This is a genomic window from Pseudomonas sp. B15(2017) (assembly GCF_002113215.1).
Taxonomy (GTDB): Bacteria; Pseudomonadota; Gammaproteobacteria; order Pseudomonadales; family Pseudomonadaceae; genus Aquipseudomonas.
In genome coordinates this window covers 413,705-437,998 of record NZ_NEJZ01000002.1, presented here as the reverse complement: position 1 = coordinate 437,998, position 24,294 = coordinate 413,705, and the positions used below count along the sequence as shown (strand labels likewise).

Genomic DNA, 24,294 nt, shown 5'->3' with positions numbered 1-24,294 from the left:
GTGACTTATGAAATATCAACTTTTCGCCTATCAGTCCGACGCTGTCGTTCCTGCGACAGGGCTGTTGGTCGGTGAGCGGGCCTACGACTTGGGCCGGGCGGCAAAGTCGGCTTCGGTTGATCTGCAGGTGATCGCGATCGATGGCTTGCTGGAGGACTGGGCAGGCGCCAACGAACAGCTTCAGATTCTTGCTGACAGCATTGCGGCCAACCCGAGTAATTTTGATGCTCATCTACTCGACTTGCAGGCACTGGAACTAGCGTCACCCTTGCAGCGGCCGGGCACTATCTACGCGGCCGGTGCCAACTACCGCGATCACGTGGCAGCCATGGCCTTGGCCTTCAATATGAACCTGTCCCTCGATCCGCGCGCCGATGGCATTGCACCTTGGCATTTCATCAAGGCCGGCCGTGGCAGTCTGGCGGCGCACAAACAGATCGTCGAGATGCCTGAGGGCACCAAGAAACTCGACTGGGAAGCCGAACTGGCGGTGGTGATTGGACGCCGCGCGTATCGTGTCAGTGCTGACAAAGCGCTCGATTATGTCGCCGGCTACACCTGCGCCAATGACCTTTCGGCTAGGGACAGCCTGGTGCGTGACGCGGTCGATGCCAGTTCGCCGTTCCGCTTTGACTGGATCGGTCACAAGGTTTTCAATGGCGCGTGTCCGCTGGGGCCTTACCTAACACCGGCACAGTTCGTCGCAGACCCGGAAAACCTCGACATCAAATTGTGGCGTAACGGCACGATCGAGCAGGACTCCAACACCTCCAACCACCTGTATGGCATTGCTGATCAGATCGAATACCTGAGCCAGCGCGTCGAACTGTTTCCAGGTGATGTCATCCTGACCGGCACGCCGGCCGGTGTGGGCATGGAGAAGGGCGTGTTCCTAGCCCGGGGCGACGTGCTGAAAGTCTGGATCGATGGTCTGGGAGAGTTGGAAACGATTATCGCCTGATATCAGTGCGAACTGCCGATCGCTATTGATCGGCAGGTTTTATGCCACAAGGTTGCACACTTTTTAAATAGCGAGACTATTTATTAAGTCGATGCCAACATGTCTGTAGCTCCAAATATCAGTAGTTCCCAAATCAGGGAAGGGTTTGGTGCTGCCTGTAAATGGCAAGTAAGCAAGAAACGACCGCTATAAAAAATACAACAAGGTATATAAAAATGAAGCCTGTAGTCCGATTCTCCAACACTGAGTCCAAGTACTTTGCCGCCTTGCTGTTGGCCGGCGTAGTACTTCCTTCTAGCGCCCAAGCGACGGAAGGCGGTGGAAGTGTTTATCCGGTTGGCGTCAATACCGTAGCCTCCGGAAGGTTGCCACCGCCGGGCCTGACGTCGTTCTGGTATCTTAGTGATTATGTTGCCAACTCGACCAAAGACAGCGACGGTCACGACAAAGCCGGCATCCATAATTTCGATCTGAACGTGCAGGCCATTTCTCTGCGTCTGGACTATGTCTATACGGATTTCACTTTGTTGGGCGCCAAGGTTGAGACCCGCATGGCATTGCCGCTGGTCAAGGGCGAAATCAGTTTCGACGTGGACACTCCGCGCGGCCGGGTGCACAAGACCGAGCATCAGGACGGCATGGGCGATCTGACGCTGGTTCCGCTAATCCTGAGTTGGAGTACTCCACGGTTCCACCAACTGCTAGGTCTGGATATCGTCGCGCCGATCGGTTCCTACGACGAAGATCGGCTCTTCAACCCGGGTCGAAATACCTGGTCTTACGGGCCGTGGTATTCGTTTACCGCTTATCCAATAGACAACTTGGAAATAAGTTCCAAGATGGTCTATTTCGTTAACACCAAGAACGATGCAACCAACTATAAATCCGGTGACGAATTTAACGCCGACTACAACATTGGTTATAACGTCACCAAGGAATGGCAAGTAGGTGTCAACGGCTACATCTACAAGCAAATCACCGATGATGAACAAAATGGTGAAACCTATCTGGACGGAAACAAGGGGCAAGTATTTGCCATTGGTCCGGCCGTTAAATATCAAACGCCGCAATGGGGTTTCGCCATGAAGTGGCAGCATGAAATGAAAGTGGAAAACCGGTCCGAAGGTGATCGTTTCTGGGTGCAGGCGGTCTTTCGCTTCTGAAGCTGCGCTGTTTCACAGTTGAGTTGGGCTCGGGAAAGGAATCACGGGCTCGGCAATCTCGACATCTTCGACCAAAGCCACGAAATGAATCTTTCACTGCGAAGCAAATGCCTGCTGATCTGCATTGTGCCTGTCGTCGTTTTGGCGAGCTTGCTCGCCAGCCTGTCCATTATTTTTTTGCAGCGGACCACTGACGCGCGGGTCCGTCGCCACAAAACGGTGTCGAAAAAATGATCCACTCCATCCGTAGCAAACTCGTGTTGTTGTGTATCGTCCCTGTCGTACTCCTTGCCAGCATCATCACCGCGGTATCCATCGTACTGTTGCAGCAGGTTACGGATGAACAGGTGCTTCATACCCGTGAAGTCCTGATCAACGAGCGCAAAGTTGCACTCGAGCAAGCCATGCAGGTCGCGCAAAGTGCCATTGCGCCGATCTACGCGGCTTCGGCGCAGGGTGACCTGGCAGCACGGGACAAGGCCGTGGCGATACTTAAGCAGCTGCACTACGGTATCGATGGCATTTTTTTCGGTTATGACAGCCAGAGCACCCGCGTGTTCTGGGCAGACAAGGACCTGAAAATCGGTGAGAGCTTCAGGAATCTGCGTGACGCCGACGGTGTCTACGCCATCAACGAACTGATCCGGAAAGCCAAGGAAGGTAGCCACTACCAGAATTACAAAATCCCGATGCCTGACAGCGGTCGCATAGTCACGAAAATCGGATACGCCGTGTACCTGGAAAAGTGGGACCTGATCATTGGCTCCGGCCTGAGCCTGGATGACGTCGAACCCAAACTTGCCGACACAACTGTGCGGATCAAAACCCTCAGCGAGCAATTCATCACCGTCATGCTCGGCCTTACCGTGGTGTTGGCCGTCAGCCTGGCGTTCTTTGCGTTGTGGATGGTTCGACGCTTGCTGTCACCGCTTAAATTGCTCAGGACCCAAATGGAACAGGTGGCTGCCGGCGATGGCGACCTGACCCGTCGACTGCAGGTCCTTCGCAACGACGAGGCGGGGCAACTGGCGGGCTCTTTCAACCGTTTTGTGGACAAAGTCCATGGCCTGATCCGGCAAATCACCCACATGTCACGGGAACTCAATGTGTTGATCACCGATGTCGCCGAACAAGCCAGCCGATCGGAAAAAGCCATGAACATGCAACGCCAGGAAACCGAACAAGTGGCCGCAGCGATCAACCAAATGTCCGCCACCGCATTGCAAGTGGCGCGTAGCGCGCAAGAAGCCGCCGAAGCGGCGAGTCAGGCGGAAGGCGAAGGCGCTTCGGCCAGCCGTGTGGTGGATGCCAGCGTGGACAATATCTACACCCTGGTTGGCAATCTGAAAATCAGTGGCGAATCCCTGGACCACCTGCAACACGATGTTGGATCGATCGTCGGCGTACTCGGGGTCATTCGCTCCATTGCCGAACAGACCAACTTGCTGGCGCTCAATGCCGCCATCGAAGCCGCCCGCGCCGGTGAGGCGGGGCGCGGGTTCGCGGTAGTAGCCGATGAAGTGCGCGCCCTGGCCGGTCGCACGCAAACCAGCACCCAGGAAATTCAGGCCATGATCGATCGGCTCAAGCGAGGCACGATCGACACCGTCAACGCCATGAAGCAATCCAGTGACGCCGGCAGCCGCACCAGCGAGCAGGCTGCGCATGCCACCGCGTCGTTGCGCGTCATCGCGACCCAGATCGAAACCATCAACACCATGAACACGCAGATCGCCAGCGCGGCCGATGAGCAGACCATGGTCTCCGAAGACATCAATCGCAGCATCCAGCAGATCGCACAGGCAGTCGAAACGGTCGCTCAGGAAACGCAACACGGCGCTCAGACTGCGCGGGACCTGGCGAGTTTAAGTGAGAGCCTGAACCTGGCGGTCAAACAGTTCCGGGTATGATCCCGGTAGTGATCGTACTGGGCATGCACTCAGGAACGTAACGAGCTGCGCCCTCTCGGCAAGTGCCTTTCGATGGTACTTGCCGAGAGGGCGCAGCTCGAGGGGCGATGGTTTACGGCTGAAGGTCTATCAACACTTTGCCCTTGACTGCACGGGTCTCCAACGCCCCATGCGCCTGCGCGATTTGCTCCAGCGGTACCGTCAAACCGATCGTAGGTTTGTACGCGCCTTGGGCAATACACGATGTCACATCTCCAATTGCACGACGCTTGGCTTCATCGGGAATGTTATAGACCAGTACAAAGCGCAACACGGAGCAGTTGCCCATGGATTTCATGACGGGAATGGATAATTCTGCATCTGGTGTAGTTACCGCGTAAACACTAATGGTGCCGCCCCTGGCCAGACAGTCCATGTCGATTTTCAGGTTGGCGATTGGGTCAACCTCGATGATACGGTCGACGCCTTTGCCATGGGTCGCTGCTTTGATTGCCACACTGACATCCTCCTCGCGCATGTTGATGATCAGGTCTGCTCCCGAGGCTTTTGCCGTTTCTACATCTCTGGCATGGCGAATTGTGGTTGCTACCCACGCGCCAGTCCACTTCGCCAACTGAATCGCCGCTTCGCCCACTACGCCTGCGCCACCCTGAACCAATACTCTTTTGCCAGTGAGTTCGCCATCGGCGAACAGGCAATAGTGAGCAGTGAGCGCAGCAATGCCGAGGCTCGCGCCGGTTTCGAAAGAGACGTCATCGGCCAGACGAACGACGTTGCCTGCGGGCAGCACCACGAACTCGGCGGCGGTACCGAATGCGCGGCCCGATTGAGCTTCGAACATCCATACCCGTTCGCCGATTCTGGATTCGCAAATTCCTTGTCCCACCGAGTCGATGACACCAGCGCCATCCTGATGAGGAATGATGCGTTTGAAAGGCATGGCACCTTTGAAGCCGCTCCGGCCCTTGATGTCGCTAGGGTTCACGCCGGACATGGCCACTTTGACCCTGACTTCTCCAGGGCCGGGAGCCGGCGTCGGAACATCACCGACTTTCAGTACTTCGACCGCAGTTCCCAGTTGATCGTAATATGCAGCTTTCATACAAAGTGTCCTTGAGTAGTAATAATGCGAACACCTTATTGGTCACTGACTCAGGTTATTTCACAAGTAGGCACATCACTGATATATAGGGAAAAAATGTATACCAACGGGACCGTAAATGACTGAGAGAACAGCCTATCGTTGTGGCGTAAAAGTGATGCTCGAGGTAACAGGAGGGAAGTGGAAGCCGCTGGTGTTGTACCACTTGCTCAGCGGTACGAAGCGCTTTGGCGAGTTGAAAGGCCTCATTGGCGAGGGGATTACGCAACGCTCGCTGACTCTGCAACTTCGCGAACTGGAAGCCCACGGGGTTCTCGCGCGAAAGGTGTACGCCCAGGTGCCTCCCCGGGTGGAATACACACTGACTGATCTGGGGCTTACGCTGGGGCCGGTCATGCTGGCGATGAAGGAGTGGGGTGTTGCGTTTCAGGCGCATGTGGGCATTTTTCCGCCTGATACGGTGTTGAGTTTTGACGACTGAAAGCACAAAGCAGTGTCGCGGACTGGTCCACGCAGTCCTCAAGGCAGCCAAAGAAAGGCCCGCGTAAAGCGGGCCTCCTGCAGGTAATCGCCAGTGATCGAAACACGCAGGCTGGCGTAGATTGATGAATTGACTATTACAGGCCCAACTCGCTAAGGCCGGGATGATCGTCAGGGCGGCGTCCCAGCGGCCAGCGGAACTTGCGCTCCGATTCCTTGATGGGCATGTCGTTGATACAGGCAAAACGGTGCGCCATCAGACCGTTTTCAGCGAACTCCCAATTCTCGTTACCGTAGGAGCGGAACCAGTTTCCTGAGTCATCATGCCATTCATACGCATAGCGAACGGCGATACGATTATCCGTGAAAGCCCACAGTTCCTTGATCAGTCGGTAGTCCAACTCTTTGTTCCATTTACGCGTCAGGAATGCTGCTGCTTCGGCCCGGTTGGTTGCGAAGTCGACACGATTTCGCCACTTCGTGTCGGGTGTATAAGCCAGCGATACTTTCTGCGCATCACGGGTGTTCCAGCCATCTTCGGCAAGACGGACCTTGAGCAGAGCGGTTTCACGAGTAAAGGGAGGGAGAGGGGGGCGGGTTTCAGAATCAGCCATGCTTAAAACTCCAGTGGGTGAATAACGGAGAGCATTTTCATTAACTTCAAGCGAGTGTAGGCGAGGATATACTCGCATACATTATTTTTTAAGTTGCCGAATTTTGATGTTCGCGCTGATGGCAATACTGGTGCAGGGTTATTTAATGTATTTTCAATAGTTATAGATATGTATGGCTGTCGTTAATAGATATCGATAATTCGAGTTGTTGATTGCTCTTTTCCAGAGTGCAACTCATCCGCCGTGTCGAGTTGTAGCAAACGCTATCGCATTGTTGCGATCAGTGACCTGGTGTCAAGGGTGAGTGGACGTACCTTGCTAATACAGCGCCCCTTGCAAATGCCCGATCGCCTCTTCAACAAACTTGCTGACTGCCAAGGGGATTTGATTGCGGCTGGGGAAGACGATGAATAAATCATTGGTTTGCTGGCCGTAGTCACACAGCACCTCCGCCAGACTGCCACTGCCCAGGCTTACACGCAGAATGGGGTCCGGCAAAAAGCAGATGCCCAATCCGGCTACGGCTGCTTTCAATTGCGCCTGGGCGCTGCTCGCGCTGAATCGGCCGGTCACGCTCAACTGTGTGGCGCCGTGGGGGCCGACAAGGTGCCAGGTGGCTTGACCCGACGGGTGCGCCGGAAAAATGCAGTTGTGTTCGCTTAACGACTGAATATCCTTTGGCACACCATAAGCTTCGAGGTATCGCGGGCTGGCTGCGAGTATTCGGCGACCGGTGTTTATTTTGCGCGCGACCAGGCTCGAATCGGACATGACGCCGGACCGGAACGCGATGTCGATACCTTCGGCAATCAGATCCACCCGCTGGTCACTCAAGACAAAATCCAGGCTGACCTTGGGGTAACGGGCCAGGAAATCCGCGACGAAATCCATCTGGAATACTTCAAAAAAATCAGCCGGCGCCGCGATCCGCAGCCTGCCGACCGGTTCCCGAACCCCACCGATGAGTTGACGACTGAGCTCGAACAACTCGTTTATCTGGCTGGCGCTTTGCCTATAGAGCGATTTTCCAGCGTCGGTCAGTACCAGCTTGCGGGTGGACCGATGCAGCAGTCGCACGCCCATGGATTCTTCCAGCTGCTTCATGCGCCGGCTCAGCGTGTTGGCGGATGCGCCGGTGCGACGGGCCGCATCGGCAAAGCTACCGGCGTCGACGATCTGAATGAAAATGGCGACGTCGTTCAAGTCGAACATTCGATTAGGCCAAATATGGATGAGTGAAACTCTACTCTAGCCGCTAATCAAACGAATACCGACTGTCTATGATGAATTCACGTTACAGGTCACCGCAGATTGACTCCGGCGCTTGTGGGTACTCACATCATCAGAGGACATCGCATGAACCTCACCGCCCTTCGCAACACTGGCCATACTCGTCAAATCAGCCACCGCAACTCCGGAAGTAGCCACGGCCCCATCGTCCGGCTGATGAGCCCCTCGGATTTCGGTCAGTTGCTCAAGCCGTTCGTGTTCCTGGACCTGTTCGATGCGCCCAGTTCATTTCTGGGGCAGATGCCCGTGCATCCGCATTCGGGCATCGCGACAGTCACCGTGATCACTGAAGGCAACATGCACTTCGATGATCCGGACGCCGGCAGCGGAACCATTGGTTACGGAGGCGTTGAATGGCTGCGAGCGGGGGCAGGGGTCTGGCATGGCAAGGAACTGTCCAGTGGCACATCCGCGCGAGTACAGGGTTTTCAGCTGTGGCTTGCCCTACCTGCTGAGCTGGAGAGCGCTCCGGTCGACAGTCAGTATCTGGAGGCGAGTGCAACGCCCCAGGTCGGTCCTGCTCGAGTCATCGTCGGACGCTACGAAGGCGTGCAAAGCCCCATCCGAGCGCCTGCAGGCGTGAACTATTTGCTGGTGACAATACCTGCCGGCGAGTCTTGGACCTACACACCGCCCAAAGGACACCGCACGTTGTGGCTATGCGTCAGCCGAGGTGCTGTTCACACGCCAGATAAGATCGAATCCGGGGAAATGGTGGTCTTCCAGCCAGGTCATCAGGCGTTAACGCTGGAAGCCGGGAACAGGGACGCCGTATTCGTCCTGGGGTCGGCCTTTCCTCACCCGTACGATCTCAAGCTTGGCTACTACTCGGTGCATACCAACGACGAAGCCTTACGCGCCGGTGAGGCGAAAATCGCCGAGATTGCCAATCGGATGCGTCAGCAAAAAACGGCTCGCCAGGCTTCGGCCTCCATTCCCGTTTTCAAGTAGCGTTTTGCGCAGTAGATCCATCACCCATAACGGGCAATGTTGCTCGTCCATAGCGATTCAGGAGAAAGCACGATGGCAAAGGTACTGGTTCTTTATTATTCGATGTACGGCCATATCGAGGCCATGGCTCACGCTGTCGCCGAAGGCGCCCGCAAGGTGGCCGGGGTGGAAGTGACCGTCAAGCGCGTCCCGGAAACCATGGACCCGCAAGCGTTCAAGGCCGCTCACGGCAAGACCGAGCAACAGGCGGCCGTTGCCTCGCCGAGCGAGTTGGGCGATTACGACGCGATCATCTTCGGCACGCCCACACGCTTCGGCAACATGGCCGGGCAGATGCGTACGTTCCTGGATCAGACCGGCGGCCTTTGGGCCAAAGGCGCGCTGGTGGGCAAGGTGACCAGCGTGTTCACCTCCACTGGCACCGGTGGCGGTCAGGAGACTACCATTACCTCCACCTGGAACACCCTGGCGCACCACGGCATGGTGATCGTGCCCATCGGCTACGGCGACCCGGCGCTGTTCGATATTTCCCAGACGCGCGGCGGCTCACCGTACGGCGCGGCCACCATCGCCGGCGGTGACGGCTCGCGCCAGCCGGATGCCAAGGAACTGGGCATCGCACGGTACCAAGGTGAGTACGTGACGAAGATTGCCGCGAAACTCGCCGCGTCCTGAATGTAGTGAAACTCACACCGGCCTGAACGCCTTTCTGTAGGAGCGTGCTCGCTCCTACAGTCAGGCAACGTGGAGCAGATCGATCAGTTGGCCGACCATCTGCGCTACCTCCTGTCCCGGTCCGAAGCAGGCCTTGACCCCCCGTTGCAGCAACAGTCGTACATCGGCCTGCGGAATAATGCCGCCGACGACCAGCGGAACGTCAATCCTTCGTTGATTCAACAAACCCAACAGTTCAGTCAGCAGTTCCGTGTGCGCTCCGGCCAGGCTTGAAACGCCGATCAGATCTGGTAAATCGGCATCGTCCAAGACGTCCAGCACCTGCGCCGGCGTTTGAAACAGCGGCAACAGGCGCACCTCGAAACCGGCATCGGCCAGCGCTGCAGCCATCAAGCGAATCCCGCGGTCATGCCCGTCCTGCCCAGTTTAGACAGCAGGATCCTGGGCCGGCGACCACTCTGGGCGACAAAGGTCGACAGGCGCTGCGCAACGATCGCCCAATCGGGCTGCTGACTCATAGACGGTCCATAGTGCCCCACACTGAAATCCAGCCCTTGCCTGAACCGAGGCCAGACCTTTTCCAGTGCCTGGGTGCACTCACCAAGTGTCGCCCGCGCGCTGATGGCCGCCACGGTATTCTCCAGCAGATTCCCCTGGCCCGAGCGTGCGCACTCGGTGATCGAATGCAGCTGCGCCTCAACCCGAGCGTTGTCGCGCTTGAGTCGCAGGCGGTTGAGGCGTTGGCCCTGGCGGGCGCGCAGTGCCTGACTGTCCACGGGCGTCACCGGCTCCTGCGCGGGTTCATTTGCAGCGACACGCCGTGCAATCCCGCTATCGAGACGTGCCTGGGTAGCCATGGCCTGATGGTGAATGGCCCGGTTGATCGCGCCGGACTCAATCGCCTGGAACACACCACCCAGGGCATCGATCTCGGCCATTTGCAGACGCGCCTGTTGCGCCAGCTGCGCCGTCAAGGCTTCCATCATGTAAGACCCCGCCCACGGGTCGACCACGTCGCACAGGCCGGTTTCCTGTTGAAGGATGTGCTGGGTATTGCTCGCCAGTCTCGACGAGGCCTCACTGGGCAGCGTCAGGGCTTCATCCCAGGCATTGGTGTGCAGCGACTGGGTGCCGCCGAAGACCGCGGCCATGGCCTGGACGGTGGTGCGCACGACATTGTTCAGCGGGTCCTGAGCGCTAAGGGACCAGCCGGAGGTCTGGCAATGCATGCGCAGCGCCTGGCCTTTATCGAGGGTGACTCCAAGGTCCCGGGTAATTTCCCACCACAACAGGCGTGCCGCACGACACTTGGCGACTTCACTGAAAAAGTCGCTGCCGATGCCGAAAAAGAAACTGATGCGTTCGCAGAATCGCTGCACGTCCAGGCCGTTGTTTTGCACTTGCTCGGCGTAAGTCCTTGCGTTGATCAGGGTCAGTGCCAGCTCCAGCACGGTGTCGGCCCCGGCCTCTTGAAAGTGATAACCGGACACCGAAATCGGATTAAACCGAGGTACGTGCTCATTCAAGTAGCTGATCACATCAAGAGTGATCTGCATTGAAGGTTTCGGCGCAAAAATGTAGGTGTTGCGAACCATGAACTCTTTGAGAATCTCGTTCTGGATCGTGCCACTGAGCCGTTCCGGCGCGACGCCGGATTCCTGAGCGGCAACGATGAAGGCCGCCAGCACTGGCAGTACCGCGCCGTTCATGGTCAATGACACCGAGACCTGGTCCAGGGCGATGCCGTCCAGCAACTCGATCATGTCCTCAACACTGTCGATGGCCACGCCTGCCTTGCCGACGTCGGCTTGCCAGTGTGGATCGCTGGAGTCGTAGCCGCGATGGGTCGGCAGATCGAAGGCGAGCGACAGGCCGGTGGCGCCTTCGGCCAGGCGCTGGCGCAGGCGCTGATTGCTCGCCTCGGCGCCGGCGAACCCGGTGTATTGACGCACGGTCCAGGGCTTTTGCAGGTACATGCTGGCGTAGGGGCCACGCACAAAGGGTGCCTTGCCGGGCAGGCTGTGCAGGTGCTCAAGACCTTCGACGTCACTGCTCTGGTACAACGTCTTGAGTCGCAGACCTTCGGGTCGCCAAAGGGGAGAATGGCTCATCGGCTGCAGTCCGAAAGATGGTGTTTGCGGGTGAACACATCGGCCAGCTTGAACCCGTCGCTACGCCGAAATACCTCGCACCAGTGAAGCTCGCGATGGCTTGGCGATGTCGTGTGCAAAAGCAGTTGCACGCTGTCACCGATATTGAGGTTGCCGTAGAAATGCAGCTCGCGTTGGCGGACATGACCTGGGCGGCGCAACCCTAGCAGGGCCCATTCGGCACGCTCGACCATGGCCTGGAAGTTGGCGAAGTACAGCAGGTCGGCACCGTTGAAATCGATGTCGGGGCAGGGCGTGAAATCGAATGCCTGCGCCGCGGTTGCCTGGCGATCCATACCGTAATGACTGTGCCAATTCCCGCTGCGTATCCGACGGTTGTCGACATGCAGCACTTGCAGTGCCTGCGGCAGCTCGGTCACTGCTGCCGTCGAGCCCCTGAGGCAAGCCTTGCTGACACTGCGATTGTCCCCCGGTACATGCCGGCTGATGAAGGTCGACAGTAGCGCCAGTTGCCCCACGACGCGATCGCCCAGCCAGACTTCATGTTCGCTGAAATGCCGGGCCTGGCCGCCGCGACCGATCCGGGTATGAATCCGGAACTCGCGATTTTCGATGATCGCTTCCAGCTTCAAATCCCAAGTATTGACCGCCGTGAACGCGGCGTAGGCGATGCGTCCTTGGTCATCGACGAAATCAGGCAACGCTCGATCATGCAATTGCGCCAGGGCGAGCCAGTGTTGATGGCCGCACTCTTTCAACAACCAGTTTTCCGACAACCCGGTGAAGGCCAGGTTGGGCATCGAAGCCAGGTAGGTTTCTGTACGGGAAGCGATGAGCGTGGTGGCTGTTGGCATGGCAGGAATCCGTCGTTTCGCCGCGGAGGGCGGCTGACGGCTACCCAATTGCGAATGACGTACCACTTTGTTGGTGATTTCATATCGTTATGATTAATAACGGTATTTTTGATTTGTGGGACGTTCCGTTCTGAGCCGGCCCGCTACGTAACTCCGTAGGAATACGACATTTCGTAGCGGGTTTTACGAAGTTGCGTGGCGACCGGGCCCACGCTTTATTCGAGCTTGATCTCCAGCCGTTTGAACCGCGACGCCAATGTCGTCGGTTTCAGTCCCAGCAATTGCGCTGCGCCGCCTTTGCCGAACAACTTGCCATCCGCCGCCTTCAATGCGGCCTGCATGTTGCTGCGTTCAAGTTCGCGAATTTGCGCGTCAGTCATGATCGCAACTTCGGAGGAGGGTTGCTGTGGTGCAGGCAGGCTGGTTTTGGGCTCGTCCGGCAGGTCCAGGTTCAGGTCGGCGCCAATCGAGGTGATCAACGCGCGCTCGATGACGTTTTGCAGTTCGCGAATATTCCCCGGCCACGAATAGCGTTGCAGGCGTTCGATATCGCTATTGCGCAGGCGCCGGCCGGGCATGTTCAGGCGTTTGCCAGTCTGCTTGAGGAAGTGCGCGGCCAGGGCGCCGATGTCCATCAGGCGATCGCGCAACGCCGGGGACTGGATCGGGAACACGTTGAGGCGGAAATACAGGTCTTCACGAAAGTGCTTGGTCGCCACTTCCTGGCGCAGGTCGCGGTTGGTCGCGGCGACGATCCGCACATCGACCTTGCGCGTGCGCTCTTCGCCGACCCGTTCGAATTGCCCCTCCTGCAACACACGCAGCAGTTTGCTTTGCAGCTCAAGGGGGATTTCGCCGATTTCATCGAGAAAGAGCGTGCCGCCATCCGCCAGCTCGAAGCGGCCGACCCGATCGCGCACGGCGCCGGTAAAGGCGCCGCGGATGTGGCCGAAGAATTCGCTCTCGAACAGTTCTGCGGGGATCGCCGCACAGTTGACCCGGATCAGCGGGTGGCCGTTACGGCGGCTGGCCTGGTGAATCGCGCGGGCGATCAGTTCCTTGCCTGTGCCCGATTCACCGTTGATCAACACGCTGGCATCGGTGGGCGCGACCACGTCGATCTGCCGGATAATTTTCTTGATCGGTTCGCTCTGGCCGACGATCTCGCGGTAGTTGTGCTCGATGTGAATCTCTTCCTGCAGATAGGCGTTTTGCTCTTCCAGCCGATCCTTGAGCACCTTGAGTTCTTCGAGGGCGCTTTGCAGCTGGTTTTCCGTGCTGCGCCGCTCGGTGATGTCACGGAACACCACCACGGCTCCAACGATACGGCCATCGGAGATCACCGGGGTGCTGGTGAATTCCACCGGGAACGAACTGCCGTCGCGGCGCCAGAAAATCTCCTGACGACCTTCGTGGATCACACCGTCGTGCACCGCTTTGTAGATGGGGCACTGTTCCACCGGGTAATGGCTGCCATCGGCATGGGTATGGTGGTGAATGCGGTGGATGTTCTTGCCGATCATGTCCTGGGTTTCCCAGCCCAGCATGCGCGCGCAGGCTGGATTGACGAAGGTGGCCAGGCCTTCGCTGTCGATGCTGTAGATGCCGTCGCCCACGGAGCTGAGCAGCAACTGGTTATCGCGCTCGTTTTCCTGGAACAGGTTGAGGATATTGCGCCACTCGATCAGCCCGCCGCGCATGGTGCGTTCGGTGTCCGCCTGGTCGCGCTGGTACTTCTGCAGGCTGAGTTCGCGCATTACCAGAATCAGCTGCTGCTCGCCCTTGACCTGCAAGGTGGTGGCGGAGATTTCCAGCTCGATGCGTTCGCCGCTCTTGCAGTTGCAACTGAGCTCGTCGCTCCAGCCGCGTCCCTTGTCCATCACCGCCTGGGTGAAGACGATCAAGTCTGCCAGTTGATGACCGAAGAGTTTGCTCACCGGCAGTTCAAGAAGCTCCTGCCTGGGATAGCCGAGCAGTTTGCAGGCGGCGATGTTGAGGTCCACCAGCCGATCGGCGTAGGGATTGAGCAACGCGATGGCTTCGGCGCAATGCTCGAACACCATGTGCCGCGAGGAATAGGCCAGGTCGGCCCAACCGCTGAGGGAGTCTGCTTCGTTCATGGCTACGAAATCTCGTGTTCTGTGGCTACGAATATTCGTATTTCTACGGGAATGCGTGGTTCGGCGATAGCATCAGATGCCGGAACAAAAACCGGATCAGATTGGTATCTTCATACAAATCAGATGCTTAACCCACTGCAGAAAAACGTTTTATTTTCTGGCACGGCGTTCGCTCTATCTCCTGCAACCCGGCAGCCAACCCAGGCTGACGTTCAAGCACGAAGACACTGGAGAGCGACACTATGCCAACCGTGGACATCCCCCATTACAAAGACGGCGACTTCCTGGTCAATTACGAAGAGAAAGTCTTTGAGGACATCAAAGCCGAACCGGGCGAAAAAGTATTGATCACCTTCCACACCATCGCCTTCGAAGGCTCCATCGGCCTGGTCAACATGCTTCAGGCCAAGCGCCTGCTGCGCAAAGGCTTCGAAACCAAAATCCTGTTGTACGGGCCGGGCGTGCAACTGGGCGTGCAACGCGGCTTCCCGACCTTGGGCGCCGAGGCGTTTCCCGGGCACCTGGCGGTGAACAAGCAATTGATGCAGTTCATGGAGGAGGGCGGCGAGGTGTACGCCTGCCGCTTTGCCCTGCAAGCCCTGTACGGCCAGACCGAAAAAGCCCTGATCGAAGGCATCCGCCCGATCAACCCGCTGGACGTGATGGACCTGCGCCTGCTGATGCGCCGCGAGGGCGCAATGATCATTGATACCTGGACGGCCTGACAGCGCCGCTGAAATACCCCTGTGGCGAGCGAGCTCGCTCGCCACAACAGCGACATCGATCTTGTGAACACACAACACTTCAGGACCCCCATCATGCCCATCATTCGCGCAGCAGCCGTTCAACTGAGCCCCGTGCTTTACAGCCGCGAAGGCACCGTGGACAAGGTCTGCCAACAGATCATCGCTTTGGGCCAGCAAGGCGTGCAGTTCGCCGTGTTCCCGGAGACGGTGGTGCCGTACTACCCGTATTTTTCCTTTGTGCAGCCGGCCTTCACCATGGGTGCCCAGCACCTGAAACTGCTCGATCAATCGGTCACTGTACCGTCCGCCGCCACCCTGGCCATTGGCGAGGCGTGCAAGCAGGCGGGGATGGTGGTGTCCATCGGCGTCAATGAGCGCGATGGCGGCACGATCTACAACGCCCAGCTGCTGTTCGACGCCGACGGCACGCTGATCCAGCATCGCCGCAAGATCACCCCGACCTACCACGAGCGCATGGTCTGGGGGCAGGGCGACGGCTCCGGCCTGCGCGCCGTCGACAGCGCCATCGGGCGCATCGGTTCGCTGGCGTGCTGGGAGCATTACAACCCGCTGGCGCGCTACGCCTTGATGGCCGACGGCGAGCAGATCCACGCGGCGATGTTTCCCGGCTCCCTGGTGGGCGACATCTTCGCCGAACAGATCGAAGTCACCATTCGCCATCACGCCCTGGAGTCCGGCTGTTTCGTAGTCAACGCCACTGCTTGGCTGGATGCCGATCAGCAAGGCCAGATCATGCAGGACACCGGTTGTGGCCTGGGCCCGATCTCCGGTGGTTGCTTCACTGCCATCGTTTCACCTGAGGGCAAGTTGCTCGGCGAGCCGCTGCGTGCCAACGAAGGCGTGGTGATTGCCGACCTCGACCTGGCGCTGATCGACAAGCGCAAACGCATGATGGATTCGGTCGGGCACTACAGTCGTCCGGAACTGCTCAGCCTGCTGATCGACCGCACGCCCACGGCCTATGTGCATGAGCGTGCTGCCCATTTGGCAACGGCTGCTACCGAGGAGCTCGATCATGCAAACAAATGAACTGCTGGCCGAGTTGCAGTGCCACGGCGTGCGCTGGCCAGCGGCGCAAAACGGCCTGTCCCGCCAGGGCGGCGCCGGGCCGTCGGACCACAAGGCGCTGACGTTCGGCAGCCGGACCATGATGGTGCCGATCCTCAACCAGGCCTCGCAGACCTCGCCTTACCAGGCGCAACCCAGTGCTGATGGCAGCCAGGCGTTGATCTTCCGTGAAGGCTTGCAGGTCGGTCAGGTACAGATGCCCGGAGTGCCGAACTTCTACGGCTTGAGCACCGCCGACGGCATTCCCTACTGGAAAATCGCCACGCTGCACAGCCGCGACGTGTTGGCGACCACGGTATTGCAGCACTGCATTCGCTTCAACGATCGCGGCAGCTCCTGCCAGTTCTGCGCTATCGGCCAGTCGCTGGCAGCGGGCAAGACCATCGCTCGCAAGCGTCCGCAGCAATTGGCGCAAGTGGCGAAGGCCGCGGTGGAGCTCGATGGCGTCAAGCACATGGTGATGACCACCGGCACGCCGCAAACCCCGGACCGCGGTGCGTCGATCCTGTGTGAATCCGCCGCAGCCGTGACAGCGGCAGTCGACCTGCCGATCCAGGCGCAGTGCGAGCCGCCGGACGATGATCGCTGGTTCCAGCGCCTGGCCGACAGTGGCGTGGTATCCCTAGGCATGCACCTGGAAGCGGTCACCGACGAAGTGCGCCAGCGGATCATGCCGGGCAAGGCCGAAGTACCGCTGAGTCGTTACTTCGAAGCCTTCAGCGCAGCGGTCGACGTGTTCGGTCGCGGCCAGGTCAGCACCTACATCCTCGCCGGCCTGGGTGACAGCGAAGCGGCCATCAGCGAGATGAGCGAGCGTTTGTGCGCCCTTGGCGTGTACCCGTTCGTGGTGCCGTTCGTGCCCATCGACGGCACACCGTTGGCCCATCACCCCAAACCCGACAGCGCCATGATGGCTCGCCTGTATCCGCAGATCGGCGCGAGCCTGCGCCGTCATGGTCTGCACTCCGATCAGATCAACGCCGGCTGCGCCAAATGTGGCGCGTGCTCGGCCCTGAAAAACTACGAATAAGCCGGAGAACTCCCATGGCCCATTCCGTCTTTGCTTTGGTCGACAGCACGTTCGAGCCGTTTCGCGCCGGTGAGTTGCTGGTCAAGCCCGCCCGTGAACACTGGGAGAAACAGGCGTATTTCGCCCTGCGCCGCTCGGTGTTTTCCGATGAGCAACAACTGTTGGTGCAGGACAAGGACAGCCATGACTTCCAGGCAATTGCCATCGTCGCCCTGGCCGGCAATTGCGGGATCGCCGATCAGGTGGTGGGCGCGGTGCGCATCTACCAGCCGGATCCGGGTCTGTGGTTTGGCGGACGCTTGTGCGTGGCGCCGGCGTATCGGCGGCACAGCATGATCGGCAAGGCGTTGGTCAACGAAGCGGTGTCACGGGCCAAGGACCTGGGCTGCGAGGTGTTCCGCGCCACGGTTCAGGCGCAGAACGAAGGCTATTTCCATGGTTTGCGCTGGCACAGCCTGGAACAACTGGAGTTGCTCGGCCAGCCTCATTGCCTGATGCAGGCGGATCTGGCGAGCTACCCGTTGATGCCGCGTCAGGTGTCGTTGCGGGCGCTGAAGGTGGCGCGCCATGAATGATCTCGCGATTTTGATCGACACCCTGCGCAGCACCCCCGCGATGCTGTCGAAACAGGCGATCCAGCAGCCGGCGGCGGTCATGGGCAGCACTAAACAAGCCCTGACCCGTGAACAGCTGTACGCCTTGCCCGGCGACGACACCGCGGCCATTGCCTGTGGCAATCACTTTCAACTGCTTGCCATCGAAGGCATGTTGCCGGCCTTCGTCGAGGCGACGCCGTGGTTTGCGGGATGGTCGGCGGTCATGGCCAACGTCAGCGACATCACCGCCATGGGCGGCCGCGCGACGGCGGTGGTCAACGCCTATTGGCATCACGACAACACGGCTGCGCAGCAGATTCTGGCGGGTATCCGTGCGGCATGTGAGGCCTACGGCCTGTTGCTCGCCGGGGGCCATACCAGCCTCACCCGCGATAACCCGACGGCGCTGGCCGTGGCGATTACCGGCACTGCGCAGCACCTGTTGTCGACCCTCCATGTCGCTCCGGGGCAGGTAATCTCCATGGCCGTGGACCTTGAAGGTGCCTGGCACGCTGACAGTACCTATTGGAAGGCATTCGAAGGCGTGCCCGCCGAACGCCTGCGCAGCAAGCTCGACGTGCTGCCGCGCCTGGCCGATGCCCGATTGCTACACGCCGCTAAGGACATCAGCAACGCCGGGGTTCTGGGCAGCCTGTTGATGCTGCTGGAAACCACCGGTTGCGGCGCGAGCGTCGATCTGGCGGCGCTGCCGTGCCCGCCGGATGCCGACCTTGTGCGCTGGCTGCAGGTGTTCCCCAGCTACGGCTTTCTGATGACCCTCGATGAAGGTGACTGGGACCAGGTCCAGACCGCTTTCGCCTTCGAAGGGCTGCGCTGTGAGCGCATTGGCGCGGTCGATGCCAGCGGCGTCATGACCGTCCGCCACGGCGAACAACGCGGCCTGTTCTGGAATCTGCGCGAGCAGGCCTTCACCGGTTTCAGCTATCCCCATCTGGACCTGACCCCTTTAAACCTCAAGCAACAGGAGCACTGACATGCCCGCCGTCAACTTCAAGATCCGCTGGCCCAATGGCCGCGAAGCCACCGGTTACTCGCCTTCAACGGTGATTTTCCAATACCTAGAAGAGGGCGCCAGTTACCCGCTGCCGGACTTTTTGCAGCGCATCGAAAGCGCGCTGAACAACGCCTCGGAACGGGTCAAGGAGGTCAAGGGGTTCTATTGCAGTTCGGCCATGGACACCTTGAGTTCGCTGAAGGGTCAGGCCAGTTATCTGGTTGAACCGGCCGACGTCGAGGGGCGGGTGAACGTGATCAGCATGCGCACCGAGGGCGCGGGGCAAGTGATCGGTGCGGGCTGGAGCTCGTTCTGATTTTTCTGAATTTTTATCGTCACCGATGACCGGAGCAACGTTATGACCAGCCACCTCACTTCCATCAAAACTCAACACCACAGCGTGATCGTCGTCGGCGGCGGGCAGGCCGGATTGTCTGCCAGCTACTACCTGCAACAGGAAGGGGTCGATCATCTGGTGCTGGAAAAGCACAGCGTCACCCACACATGGCGCAACCAGCGCTGGGATGCCTTCAGCCTGGTCACGCCGAACTGGCAGTGCGCCTTACCGGGTTACACCTACGTCGATGATTTCAAGGGCGCCGATCCTCACGGGTTCATGAAAAAAGACGAGATCAACGCGTACCTGGCGGGCTTCGTTAAAGCGGTGAATGCGCCGGTGCGCGAGGGCGTGACAGTACAGCGCGTGGTGCCGCGCGCCATCGGTGGTTTCGAGGTGCATACCTCCCAGGGCGAGTTTTCGGCCGATCAGGTGATTGTTGCTTCGGGTGGTTATCACACGCCAATCATTCCGCGCCTGGCCGAGCGTCTGCCTGCGGGCGTTCATCAGTTGCATTCGGAGCAGTACCGCAATCCCGCGGCCTTGCCTGCCGGGAATGTGCTGGTGGTCGGATCTGGACAATCGGGGGCGCAAATCGCCGAAGACCTTCACTTGGCCGGGCGCAAGGTCTTTCTGGCGGTCGGTGATGCACCGCGTTGCGCACGCTTCTACCGGGGCAAGGACGTGGTCGATTGGCTGGCGGAAATGGGCTACTACGAAATCGGGGTTGACACCCATCCGTTGCGCGAAGGCGTTCGCGATAACACCAACCACTACGTCACCGGGCGTGACGGCGGGCGCGACATCGACCTGCGCAAGTTTGCCGTGGAAGGCATGGAATTGCTCGGTCGACTAGAAGGCTTGCAGGGCACGCGGATGCAGTTCGCGCTTAACCTAGCGGAGAGCCTCGACAGCGCCGATGCGGTGTACAACCGCATCAACGGCTCGATCGACAACTACATCGAACAGCACGGCATCGAGGCGCCGGCCGGTGAGCGCTATGTTCCCAACTGGACGCCTGAGCAAGAACGCAGTGAAGTGGACCTTGTGGCGGCTGGCATCACCAGCATCATCTGGTGCATCGGCTTCAGCCCGGACTTCACCTGGGTCGAGGCACCGGTCTTCAATGGCCGTGGCCATCCGGGCCATCAGCGCGGCGTGACCGCGCAGCCGGGGTTGTACTTCCTTGGGTTGCCTTGGTTGTACACCTGGGGCTCGGGGCGGTTTTCCGGGGTGGCCAAGGATGCGCGTTACCTCGTGGACCAGATCAGCTCTGACCGGGCCGAGAGCTTGATTCAGGGAAAACGGGCAGCGGCGAGGTGATTGAGCAAAGGTTTTGAGCCATGCCTCAGACCCAATGGGAGCAAGCAGGCGCTGACGATGATTGAGCAAGTTGGTTGATTGCCAGTTCGCACCGACCTCCGGTAACTCGGTCATTCTGGCAGCCTGCGTCATCGTTGGCGTCCATCACGAGCTGGCTCGCTCCCATGATCCAGGTTATACCTGATCCTGTACCCGTCACATCACCCCTGTGGGAGCGAGCCTGCTCGCGATGGTCTCATAGACGCTGCGGATAACCAGACGAAGCCCGTTATCACTCGCGGCGACCGGGTTTGTAATTCCGCGGATCAATGTTCCATTTGCGCAGGCGTGAGGCCAGGGTGGTCGGTTTGAGCCCCAGCAGTTGCGCAGCTCCGCCTTCGCCGGAGACTTTGCCTCCAGTGCGTTTGAGCATCGCCACGGTGTTCAGGCGAAGTTGCTGTTGCACAATCTCATCGCGCAGCGGTTCGCTGTCGTCCAGCGGTTCTACGGGTGTCTCAATCTGCTCGCGAGCGGCGGCCGGCAATAGCTCATCGAAGCGTAAGCGGCCATCCTGCGAGACGATGATCTGTCGCTCGATCACGTTTTCCAGCTCTCGAATATTGCCCGGCCACGGATAACGCTTGAGCACCTCGACCTGGGTCAACGGCAGACGCACTCCCGGTTTGTTGAAGGCTTGGCAGGCGCGCTCAAGAAAGTGGCCAGCCAACAGCGGTATGTCGCCCAGGCGTTCGCGCAAGGGCACCGAACGCACCGGAAACACGTTCAAGCGGAAGTACAAATCTTCACGAAATCCGCCAGCGGCGACCATCTCCCGCAGGTCGCGGTTGGTGGCGGCAATCACCCTCACATCCACCGCTCGGGTCAGGTTATCGCCCACCCGTTCGAACTGCTGGTCCTGCAGCACCCTTAGCAGTTTGCTTTGCAGCTCCAAGGGGATTTCGCCCACCTCATCGAGAAACAGCGTGCCGCCATCGGCCAGTTCAAAGCGTCCGACCCGATCATTGGTGGCCCCTGTGAAGGCGCCTTTGACGTGACCGAAAAACTCGCTTTCGAACAAGTCCCGAGGAATCGCCGCGCAGTTGACGCGAATTAACGGGCGGTCGCTGCGCCGGCTGCTTGCGTGGATCGCCCGAGCAATCAATTCCTTTCCGGTCCCGGATTCGCCAGTGACCAGCACGTTGGCGTCGGTTGGCGCCACCAGTTCGATCTGGCGGATCAGGTGCAGCACCGCAGGGCTGTCGCCAACGATCTCGTGGTGATTGCGCTCCGCCTTGATCTCTTCCTGCAGGTATTGGTTTTCCAGCTCCAGACGTTGCTTGAGTTGCTCCACTTCATTCAAGGCTTCGCGCAACCGCAGTTCGGCCCGCTGCCGCTCACGAATGTCGCGGAACAACACCACCGCCCCCACCAGACGGCCCATCTCGAAAATCGGTGTGCTGGTGTACTCCACGGGTATGGCTTCGCCGTTCTTGTGCCAGAACACCTCGTTGTCGACACGGCGCACCTGGCCGTCGCTGAACGAGGTGTGAATGGAGCACTGCTGTACTTCAAACAGACTGCCATCACTGTGGCTGTGGTGAAACAACTGGTGGGCATCATGGCCGACCATGTCCCCTGCGCTCCACCCGAGAATCCGTTCGGCGGCCGGGTTGATGAAGGTGGTTTGCCCAGCGGCGTCCAGCCCGTAGATGCCTTCACCTACGGCGCCGAGGATCAGGCGGTTCTGTCGCTCGATGCGTTCGAACACTTGAGTGATGCGCTCCCAGCCAACGTGGCCCAAGCGATGTTGGCGGCGGGCTTCGGAACGGTTGCGGCGGGTTTCCAGCTGATCGCGGTCTTGGATCATCAGCAGGATGCGCTGGCCATCCTCCAGTGCCCGGGCGTTGACTTCGACGGCGTGGTGTTTGCGGGTCAGGTCGAGCAGGCTGAGATCGTCGGACCAGGCTTCGCCCTGAGTTAGCACCTCGTCGGTGAAGCTGACCCACAGTGCGATGGCGCTGCCGAAGAAATGGCTGAAGCGGGTGAGGGAAGTAGCATTCTCTTCGCAGCCAAGCAGAGCGAGGCCGGCGGCATTGACCTGGACCAGAGCGTCCGATGCCGGGTCCACCACCAGCATGGCGAGCGGAGCGTAAGCAGCGGATATTTTGTCGATGGCGGTGGACATGGTCCGGGAGACCCTAACTGATACGGTACGTCGAATATACGAAAAATCGTAAATTAATTAACCAAGTTTCGTTATTTACGATAATTCGTTAGTTTCTTTTGAAACTATTCTGAGAATAAACCTCTAAAAATCAACGTGATAAGAATAATTTAGCAATTGGCACGACTCTCGCTATCTCTCCAGTATCGCTAAAACCCACAAGAGAGATCTTCAACATGAACAAAGTCGAAATGCATCACACCATCATGGCCGCCAAGGCTCGCAAGGAAATGACCTGGGACCACTTGAGCGAACTGGTCAGAAAGGCGCCGGTGTGGCTGGCCTCGGTGTGCTACGGCATGAACAGCGCCTCGCCGGATGTCGCCGCGCGTATTTGTGAGGTGCTGGAGTTGGGTGAAGACGTGGCCATAGCCATGACCGAGTTCCCGGTCAAGAGTTGGGAAAAGACCGTGCCCCAGGACCCGCTGATCTATCGCCTGTACGAGGTGGTGGGTGTCTACGGCCCGACGCTCAAGGACGTGATCCAGGAAAAATTTGGCGACGGCATCATGAGCGCCATCGACTTCTCCATGCATGTCGAAAAAATTGAAGACCCCAAGGGCGATCGCGTCCTGCTGACCCTCAATGGCAAGTTCCTGCCTTACCGGTCCTGGTGATCGAGCAGCCTCTCCGCTTTTGAAAAATCAGCTACGAGGAAAGCCCAATGTCCTATCTACTTCCATTCGAATTCGTCACCAAGATGCTCGATGCCGGCGAATCGAAAATTCACATGTCGACCCGCGACACCCTGATTCGCAGTTTCATGGCGGGGGCGATTCTGGCTCTGGCCGCAGTGTTTGCGGTCACCATCGCGGTGCAGAGCGGTTCCGCGCTGCTCGGTGCGGTGCTGTTCCCCGTGGGCTTCTCGATGCTGTACCTGATGGGTTTCGACCTGCTGACTGGGGTATTCATGCTCACGCCACTGGCGCTGCTGGACAAGCGTCCGGGCGTCACCGTGCGCGGTGTGTTGCGCAACTGGGGGCTGGTGTTTGTCGGTAACTTTGCCGGTGCGCTGACCGTGGCGTTCATGATGGCGTTCGTCTTTACCTACGGCTTCAATACCGGTCCGGGCGCGGTCGGGGAAAAGATCGCCAGCATCGGCGAGGCCCGCACCCTGGGTTATGCACACTATGGCGTGGGCGGCTGGATCACGATTTTCCTGCGCGGCATGCTGTGCAACTGGATGGTCTCCATGGGTGTGGTCGGCGCGATGATCTCGACCTCGGTGAGCGGTAAGGTGATCGCCATGTGGATGCCGATCATGCTGTTCTTCTTTATGGGGTTCGAGCACTCGGTGGTCAACATGTTCCTGTTTCCGTCGGCGATGATCATGGGTGGCGGGTTCTCGGTGATGGACTACCTGGTCTGGAATGAGATCCCGACCGTGCTGGGCAACCTGGTTGGTGGCCTGGCGTTCACCGGGTTGACGCTGTACAGCACCCACATCAAAACGGCGGCCAAGCGCGCTCTGGCGTGATATGAAAAGTCACGCCAAGGCGACAAACGCTCACCGCTGATTATTTTTACAAGGCGTGAGCGTATGGTTAGGCGGCAGTTGTGATTCATGAGCTTGAGTCGACAGGAACGCACCAGTGCGGGGTTCTCGAACTTTGCGAGCTAGGCGTCATCGTGGAAAACCTTGGAGGTGTCGTGAATCCAGACGAAGTCGATGCTGTCCACGTCCATGCACGTAAAGCGATCCTCGAACGACTTTTAGCTAACGC

At 59.0% G+C, this 24,294-nt stretch carries 23 protein-coding genes; 15 read left to right on the top strand and 8 right to left on the bottom strand.

Annotation, left to right across the window (positions count from 1 at the left end; all coding sequences use genetic code 11):
* Positions 1–7: 7 nt before the first annotated feature.
* The 3 genes from CAF73_RS04725 (at position 8) to CAF73_RS04715 (ending at position 4,034) form a co-directional block, all read left to right on the top strand.
* Positions 8–961, top strand: coding sequence for a fumarylacetoacetate hydrolase family protein (locus CAF73_RS04725; RefSeq protein ID WP_075944554.1), 954 nt, complete (start codon positions 8–10; stop codon positions 959–961).
* Between the two features lie 215 nt (positions 962–1,176).
* Positions 1,177–2,124 (top strand): transporter, encoded by a 948-nt coding sequence (locus tag CAF73_RS04720; RefSeq protein ID WP_075944555.1) that lies wholly within the window; start codon positions 1,177–1,179, stop codon positions 2,122–2,124.
* 230 nt (positions 2,125–2,354) lie between these two features.
* Positions 2,355–4,034, top strand: a complete 1,680-nt coding sequence (locus CAF73_RS04715) for a methyl-accepting chemotaxis protein (RefSeq protein ID WP_085702093.1) — start codon at positions 2,355–2,357, stop codon at positions 4,032–4,034.
* 112 nt (positions 4,035–4,146) lie between these two features.
* Here the strand turns inward: CAF73_RS04715 and CAF73_RS04710 are convergent, their stop codons facing one another.
* Positions 4,147–5,136, bottom strand: coding sequence for an NADPH:quinone reductase (locus CAF73_RS04710; protein ID WP_085702092.1), 990 nt, complete (start codon positions 5,134–5,136; stop codon positions 4,147–4,149).
* A gap of 118 nt (positions 5,137–5,254) precedes the next feature.
* On the opposite strand from CAF73_RS04710, the gene CAF73_RS04705 reads away from it, so the two are divergent.
* On the top strand, positions 5,255–5,617 hold the full coding sequence (locus CAF73_RS04705) for a helix-turn-helix domain-containing protein (RefSeq protein WP_075944558.1): 363 nt from the start codon (positions 5,255–5,257) through the stop codon (positions 5,615–5,617).
* A 136-nt stretch (positions 5,618–5,753) separates the two neighbouring features.
* Here CAF73_RS04705 and CAF73_RS04700 read toward each other — a convergent pair whose 3' ends face one another.
* Positions 5,754–6,230, bottom strand: coding sequence for a nuclear transport factor 2 family protein (locus CAF73_RS04700; protein WP_075944559.1), 477 nt, complete (start codon positions 6,228–6,230; stop codon positions 5,754–5,756).
* Positions 6,231–6,548: 318 nt separating this feature from the next.
* Positions 6,549–7,442, bottom strand: a complete 894-nt coding sequence (locus tag CAF73_RS04695) for a LysR family transcriptional regulator (protein ID WP_085702091.1) — start codon at positions 7,440–7,442, stop codon at positions 6,549–6,551.
* Between the two features lie 144 nt (positions 7,443–7,586).
* Between CAF73_RS04695 and CAF73_RS04690 the strand changes: the two genes are divergently transcribed.
* Both CAF73_RS04690 and wrbA read left to right on the top strand, forming a co-directional pair.
* Positions 7,587–8,471: a pirin family protein gene (locus CAF73_RS04690; protein ID WP_075944561.1), complete on the top strand. Its 885-nt coding sequence runs from the start codon at positions 7,587–7,589 to the stop codon at positions 8,469–8,471.
* Between the two features lie 72 nt (positions 8,472–8,543).
* Entirely contained in the window at positions 8,544–9,146 is a 603-nt protein-coding gene (wrbA, locus tag CAF73_RS04685; protein WP_085702090.1) for an NAD(P)H:quinone oxidoreductase, read from the top strand.
* Between the two features lie 60 nt (positions 9,147–9,206).
* Here the strand turns inward: wrbA and CAF73_RS30400 are convergent, their stop codons facing one another.
* From CAF73_RS30400 to CAF73_RS04670, 4 genes are all read right to left on the bottom strand, one after another.
* The gene (locus tag CAF73_RS30400) at positions 9,207–9,536 is read right to left on the bottom strand and encodes a cobalamin-dependent protein (protein WP_256574614.1); all 330 of its coding nucleotides are present in this window, start codon (positions 9,534–9,536) and stop codon (positions 9,207–9,209) included.
* Positions 9,536–11,257, bottom strand: coding sequence for a methylmalonyl-CoA mutase family protein (locus tag CAF73_RS04680; protein WP_256574613.1), 1,722 nt, complete (start codon positions 11,255–11,257; stop codon positions 9,536–9,538). Before CAF73_RS04680 ends, CAF73_RS30400 begins: the two co-directional genes overlap by 1 nt.
* A complete protein-coding gene (locus CAF73_RS04675) occupies positions 11,254–12,111 on the bottom strand; it encodes a Pnap_2097 family protein (protein WP_085702089.1) in 858 nt (285 codons plus the stop codon). Before CAF73_RS04675 ends, CAF73_RS04680 begins: the two co-directional genes overlap by 4 nt.
* A 215-nt stretch (positions 12,112–12,326) precedes the next feature.
* Positions 12,327–14,231: a sigma 54-interacting transcriptional regulator gene (locus tag CAF73_RS04670; protein ID WP_075944564.1), complete on the bottom strand. Its 1,905-nt coding sequence runs from the start codon at positions 14,229–14,231 to the stop codon at positions 12,327–12,329.
* Between the two features lie 242 nt (positions 14,232–14,473).
* Between CAF73_RS04670 and CAF73_RS04665 the strand changes: the two genes are divergently transcribed.
* The 7 genes from CAF73_RS04665 (at position 14,474) to CAF73_RS04635 (ending at position 20,367) form a co-directional block, all read left to right on the top strand.
* A complete protein-coding gene (locus CAF73_RS04665; protein ID WP_075944565.1) occupies positions 14,474–14,956 on the top strand; it encodes an MSMEG_0572/Sll0783 family nitrogen starvation response protein in 483 nt (160 codons plus the stop codon).
* A gap of 93 nt (positions 14,957–15,049) precedes the next feature.
* Complete coding sequence (locus tag CAF73_RS04660) at positions 15,050–16,027, top strand: Nit6803 family nitrilase (protein ID WP_075944566.1); 978 nt, start codon at positions 15,050–15,052, stop codon at positions 16,025–16,027.
* The gene (locus CAF73_RS04655) at positions 16,014–17,096 is read left to right on the top strand and encodes an MSMEG_0568 family radical SAM protein (RefSeq protein WP_085702088.1); all 1,083 of its coding nucleotides are present in this window, start codon (positions 16,014–16,016) and stop codon (positions 17,094–17,096) included. Before CAF73_RS04660 ends, CAF73_RS04655 begins: the two co-directional genes overlap by 14 nt.
* Before the next feature lie 14 nt (positions 17,097–17,110).
* Positions 17,111–17,671, top strand: a complete 561-nt coding sequence (locus tag CAF73_RS04650; RefSeq protein WP_085702087.1) for an MSMEG_0567/Sll0786 family nitrogen starvation N-acetyltransferase — start codon at positions 17,111–17,113, stop codon at positions 17,669–17,671.
* The gene (locus CAF73_RS04645; protein ID WP_085702086.1) at positions 17,664–18,686 is read left to right on the top strand and encodes a sll0787 family AIR synthase-like protein; all 1,023 of its coding nucleotides are present in this window, start codon (positions 17,664–17,666) and stop codon (positions 18,684–18,686) included. Before CAF73_RS04650 ends, CAF73_RS04645 begins: the two co-directional genes overlap by 8 nt.
* Position 18,687: 1 nt before the next feature.
* Entirely contained in the window at positions 18,688–19,023 is a 336-nt protein-coding gene (locus CAF73_RS04640; protein WP_075944570.1) for an MSMEG_0570 family nitrogen starvation response protein, read from the top strand.
* A 42-nt stretch (positions 19,024–19,065) separates the two neighbouring features.
* Positions 19,066–20,367 carry an MSMEG_0569 family flavin-dependent oxidoreductase gene (locus CAF73_RS04635; RefSeq protein WP_085702085.1) on the top strand — a complete coding sequence of 434 codons (1,302 nt, stop codon included), beginning with the start codon at positions 19,066–19,068 and terminating at the stop codon, positions 20,365–20,367.
* 271 nt (positions 20,368–20,638) lie between these two features.
* On the opposite strand, the gene CAF73_RS04630 is transcribed toward CAF73_RS04635, so the two are convergent.
* A complete protein-coding gene (locus tag CAF73_RS04630) occupies positions 20,639–22,531 on the bottom strand; it encodes a sigma 54-interacting transcriptional regulator (protein ID WP_085702084.1) in 1,893 nt (630 codons plus the stop codon).
* Positions 22,532–22,746: 215 nt separating this feature from the next.
* On the opposite strand from CAF73_RS04630, the gene cynS reads away from it, so the two are divergent.
* Together cynS and CAF73_RS04620 are read left to right on the top strand one after the other, a co-directional pair.
* Positions 22,747–23,187, top strand: coding sequence for a cyanase (cynS, locus tag CAF73_RS04625; protein WP_085702083.1), 441 nt, complete (start codon positions 22,747–22,749; stop codon positions 23,185–23,187).
* A 47-nt stretch (positions 23,188–23,234) separates the two neighbouring features.
* The gene (locus CAF73_RS04620) at positions 23,235–24,047 is read left to right on the top strand and encodes a formate/nitrite transporter family protein (RefSeq protein ID WP_085702082.1); all 813 of its coding nucleotides are present in this window, start codon (positions 23,235–23,237) and stop codon (positions 24,045–24,047) included.
* Positions 24,048–24,294: the final 247 nt, after the last annotated feature.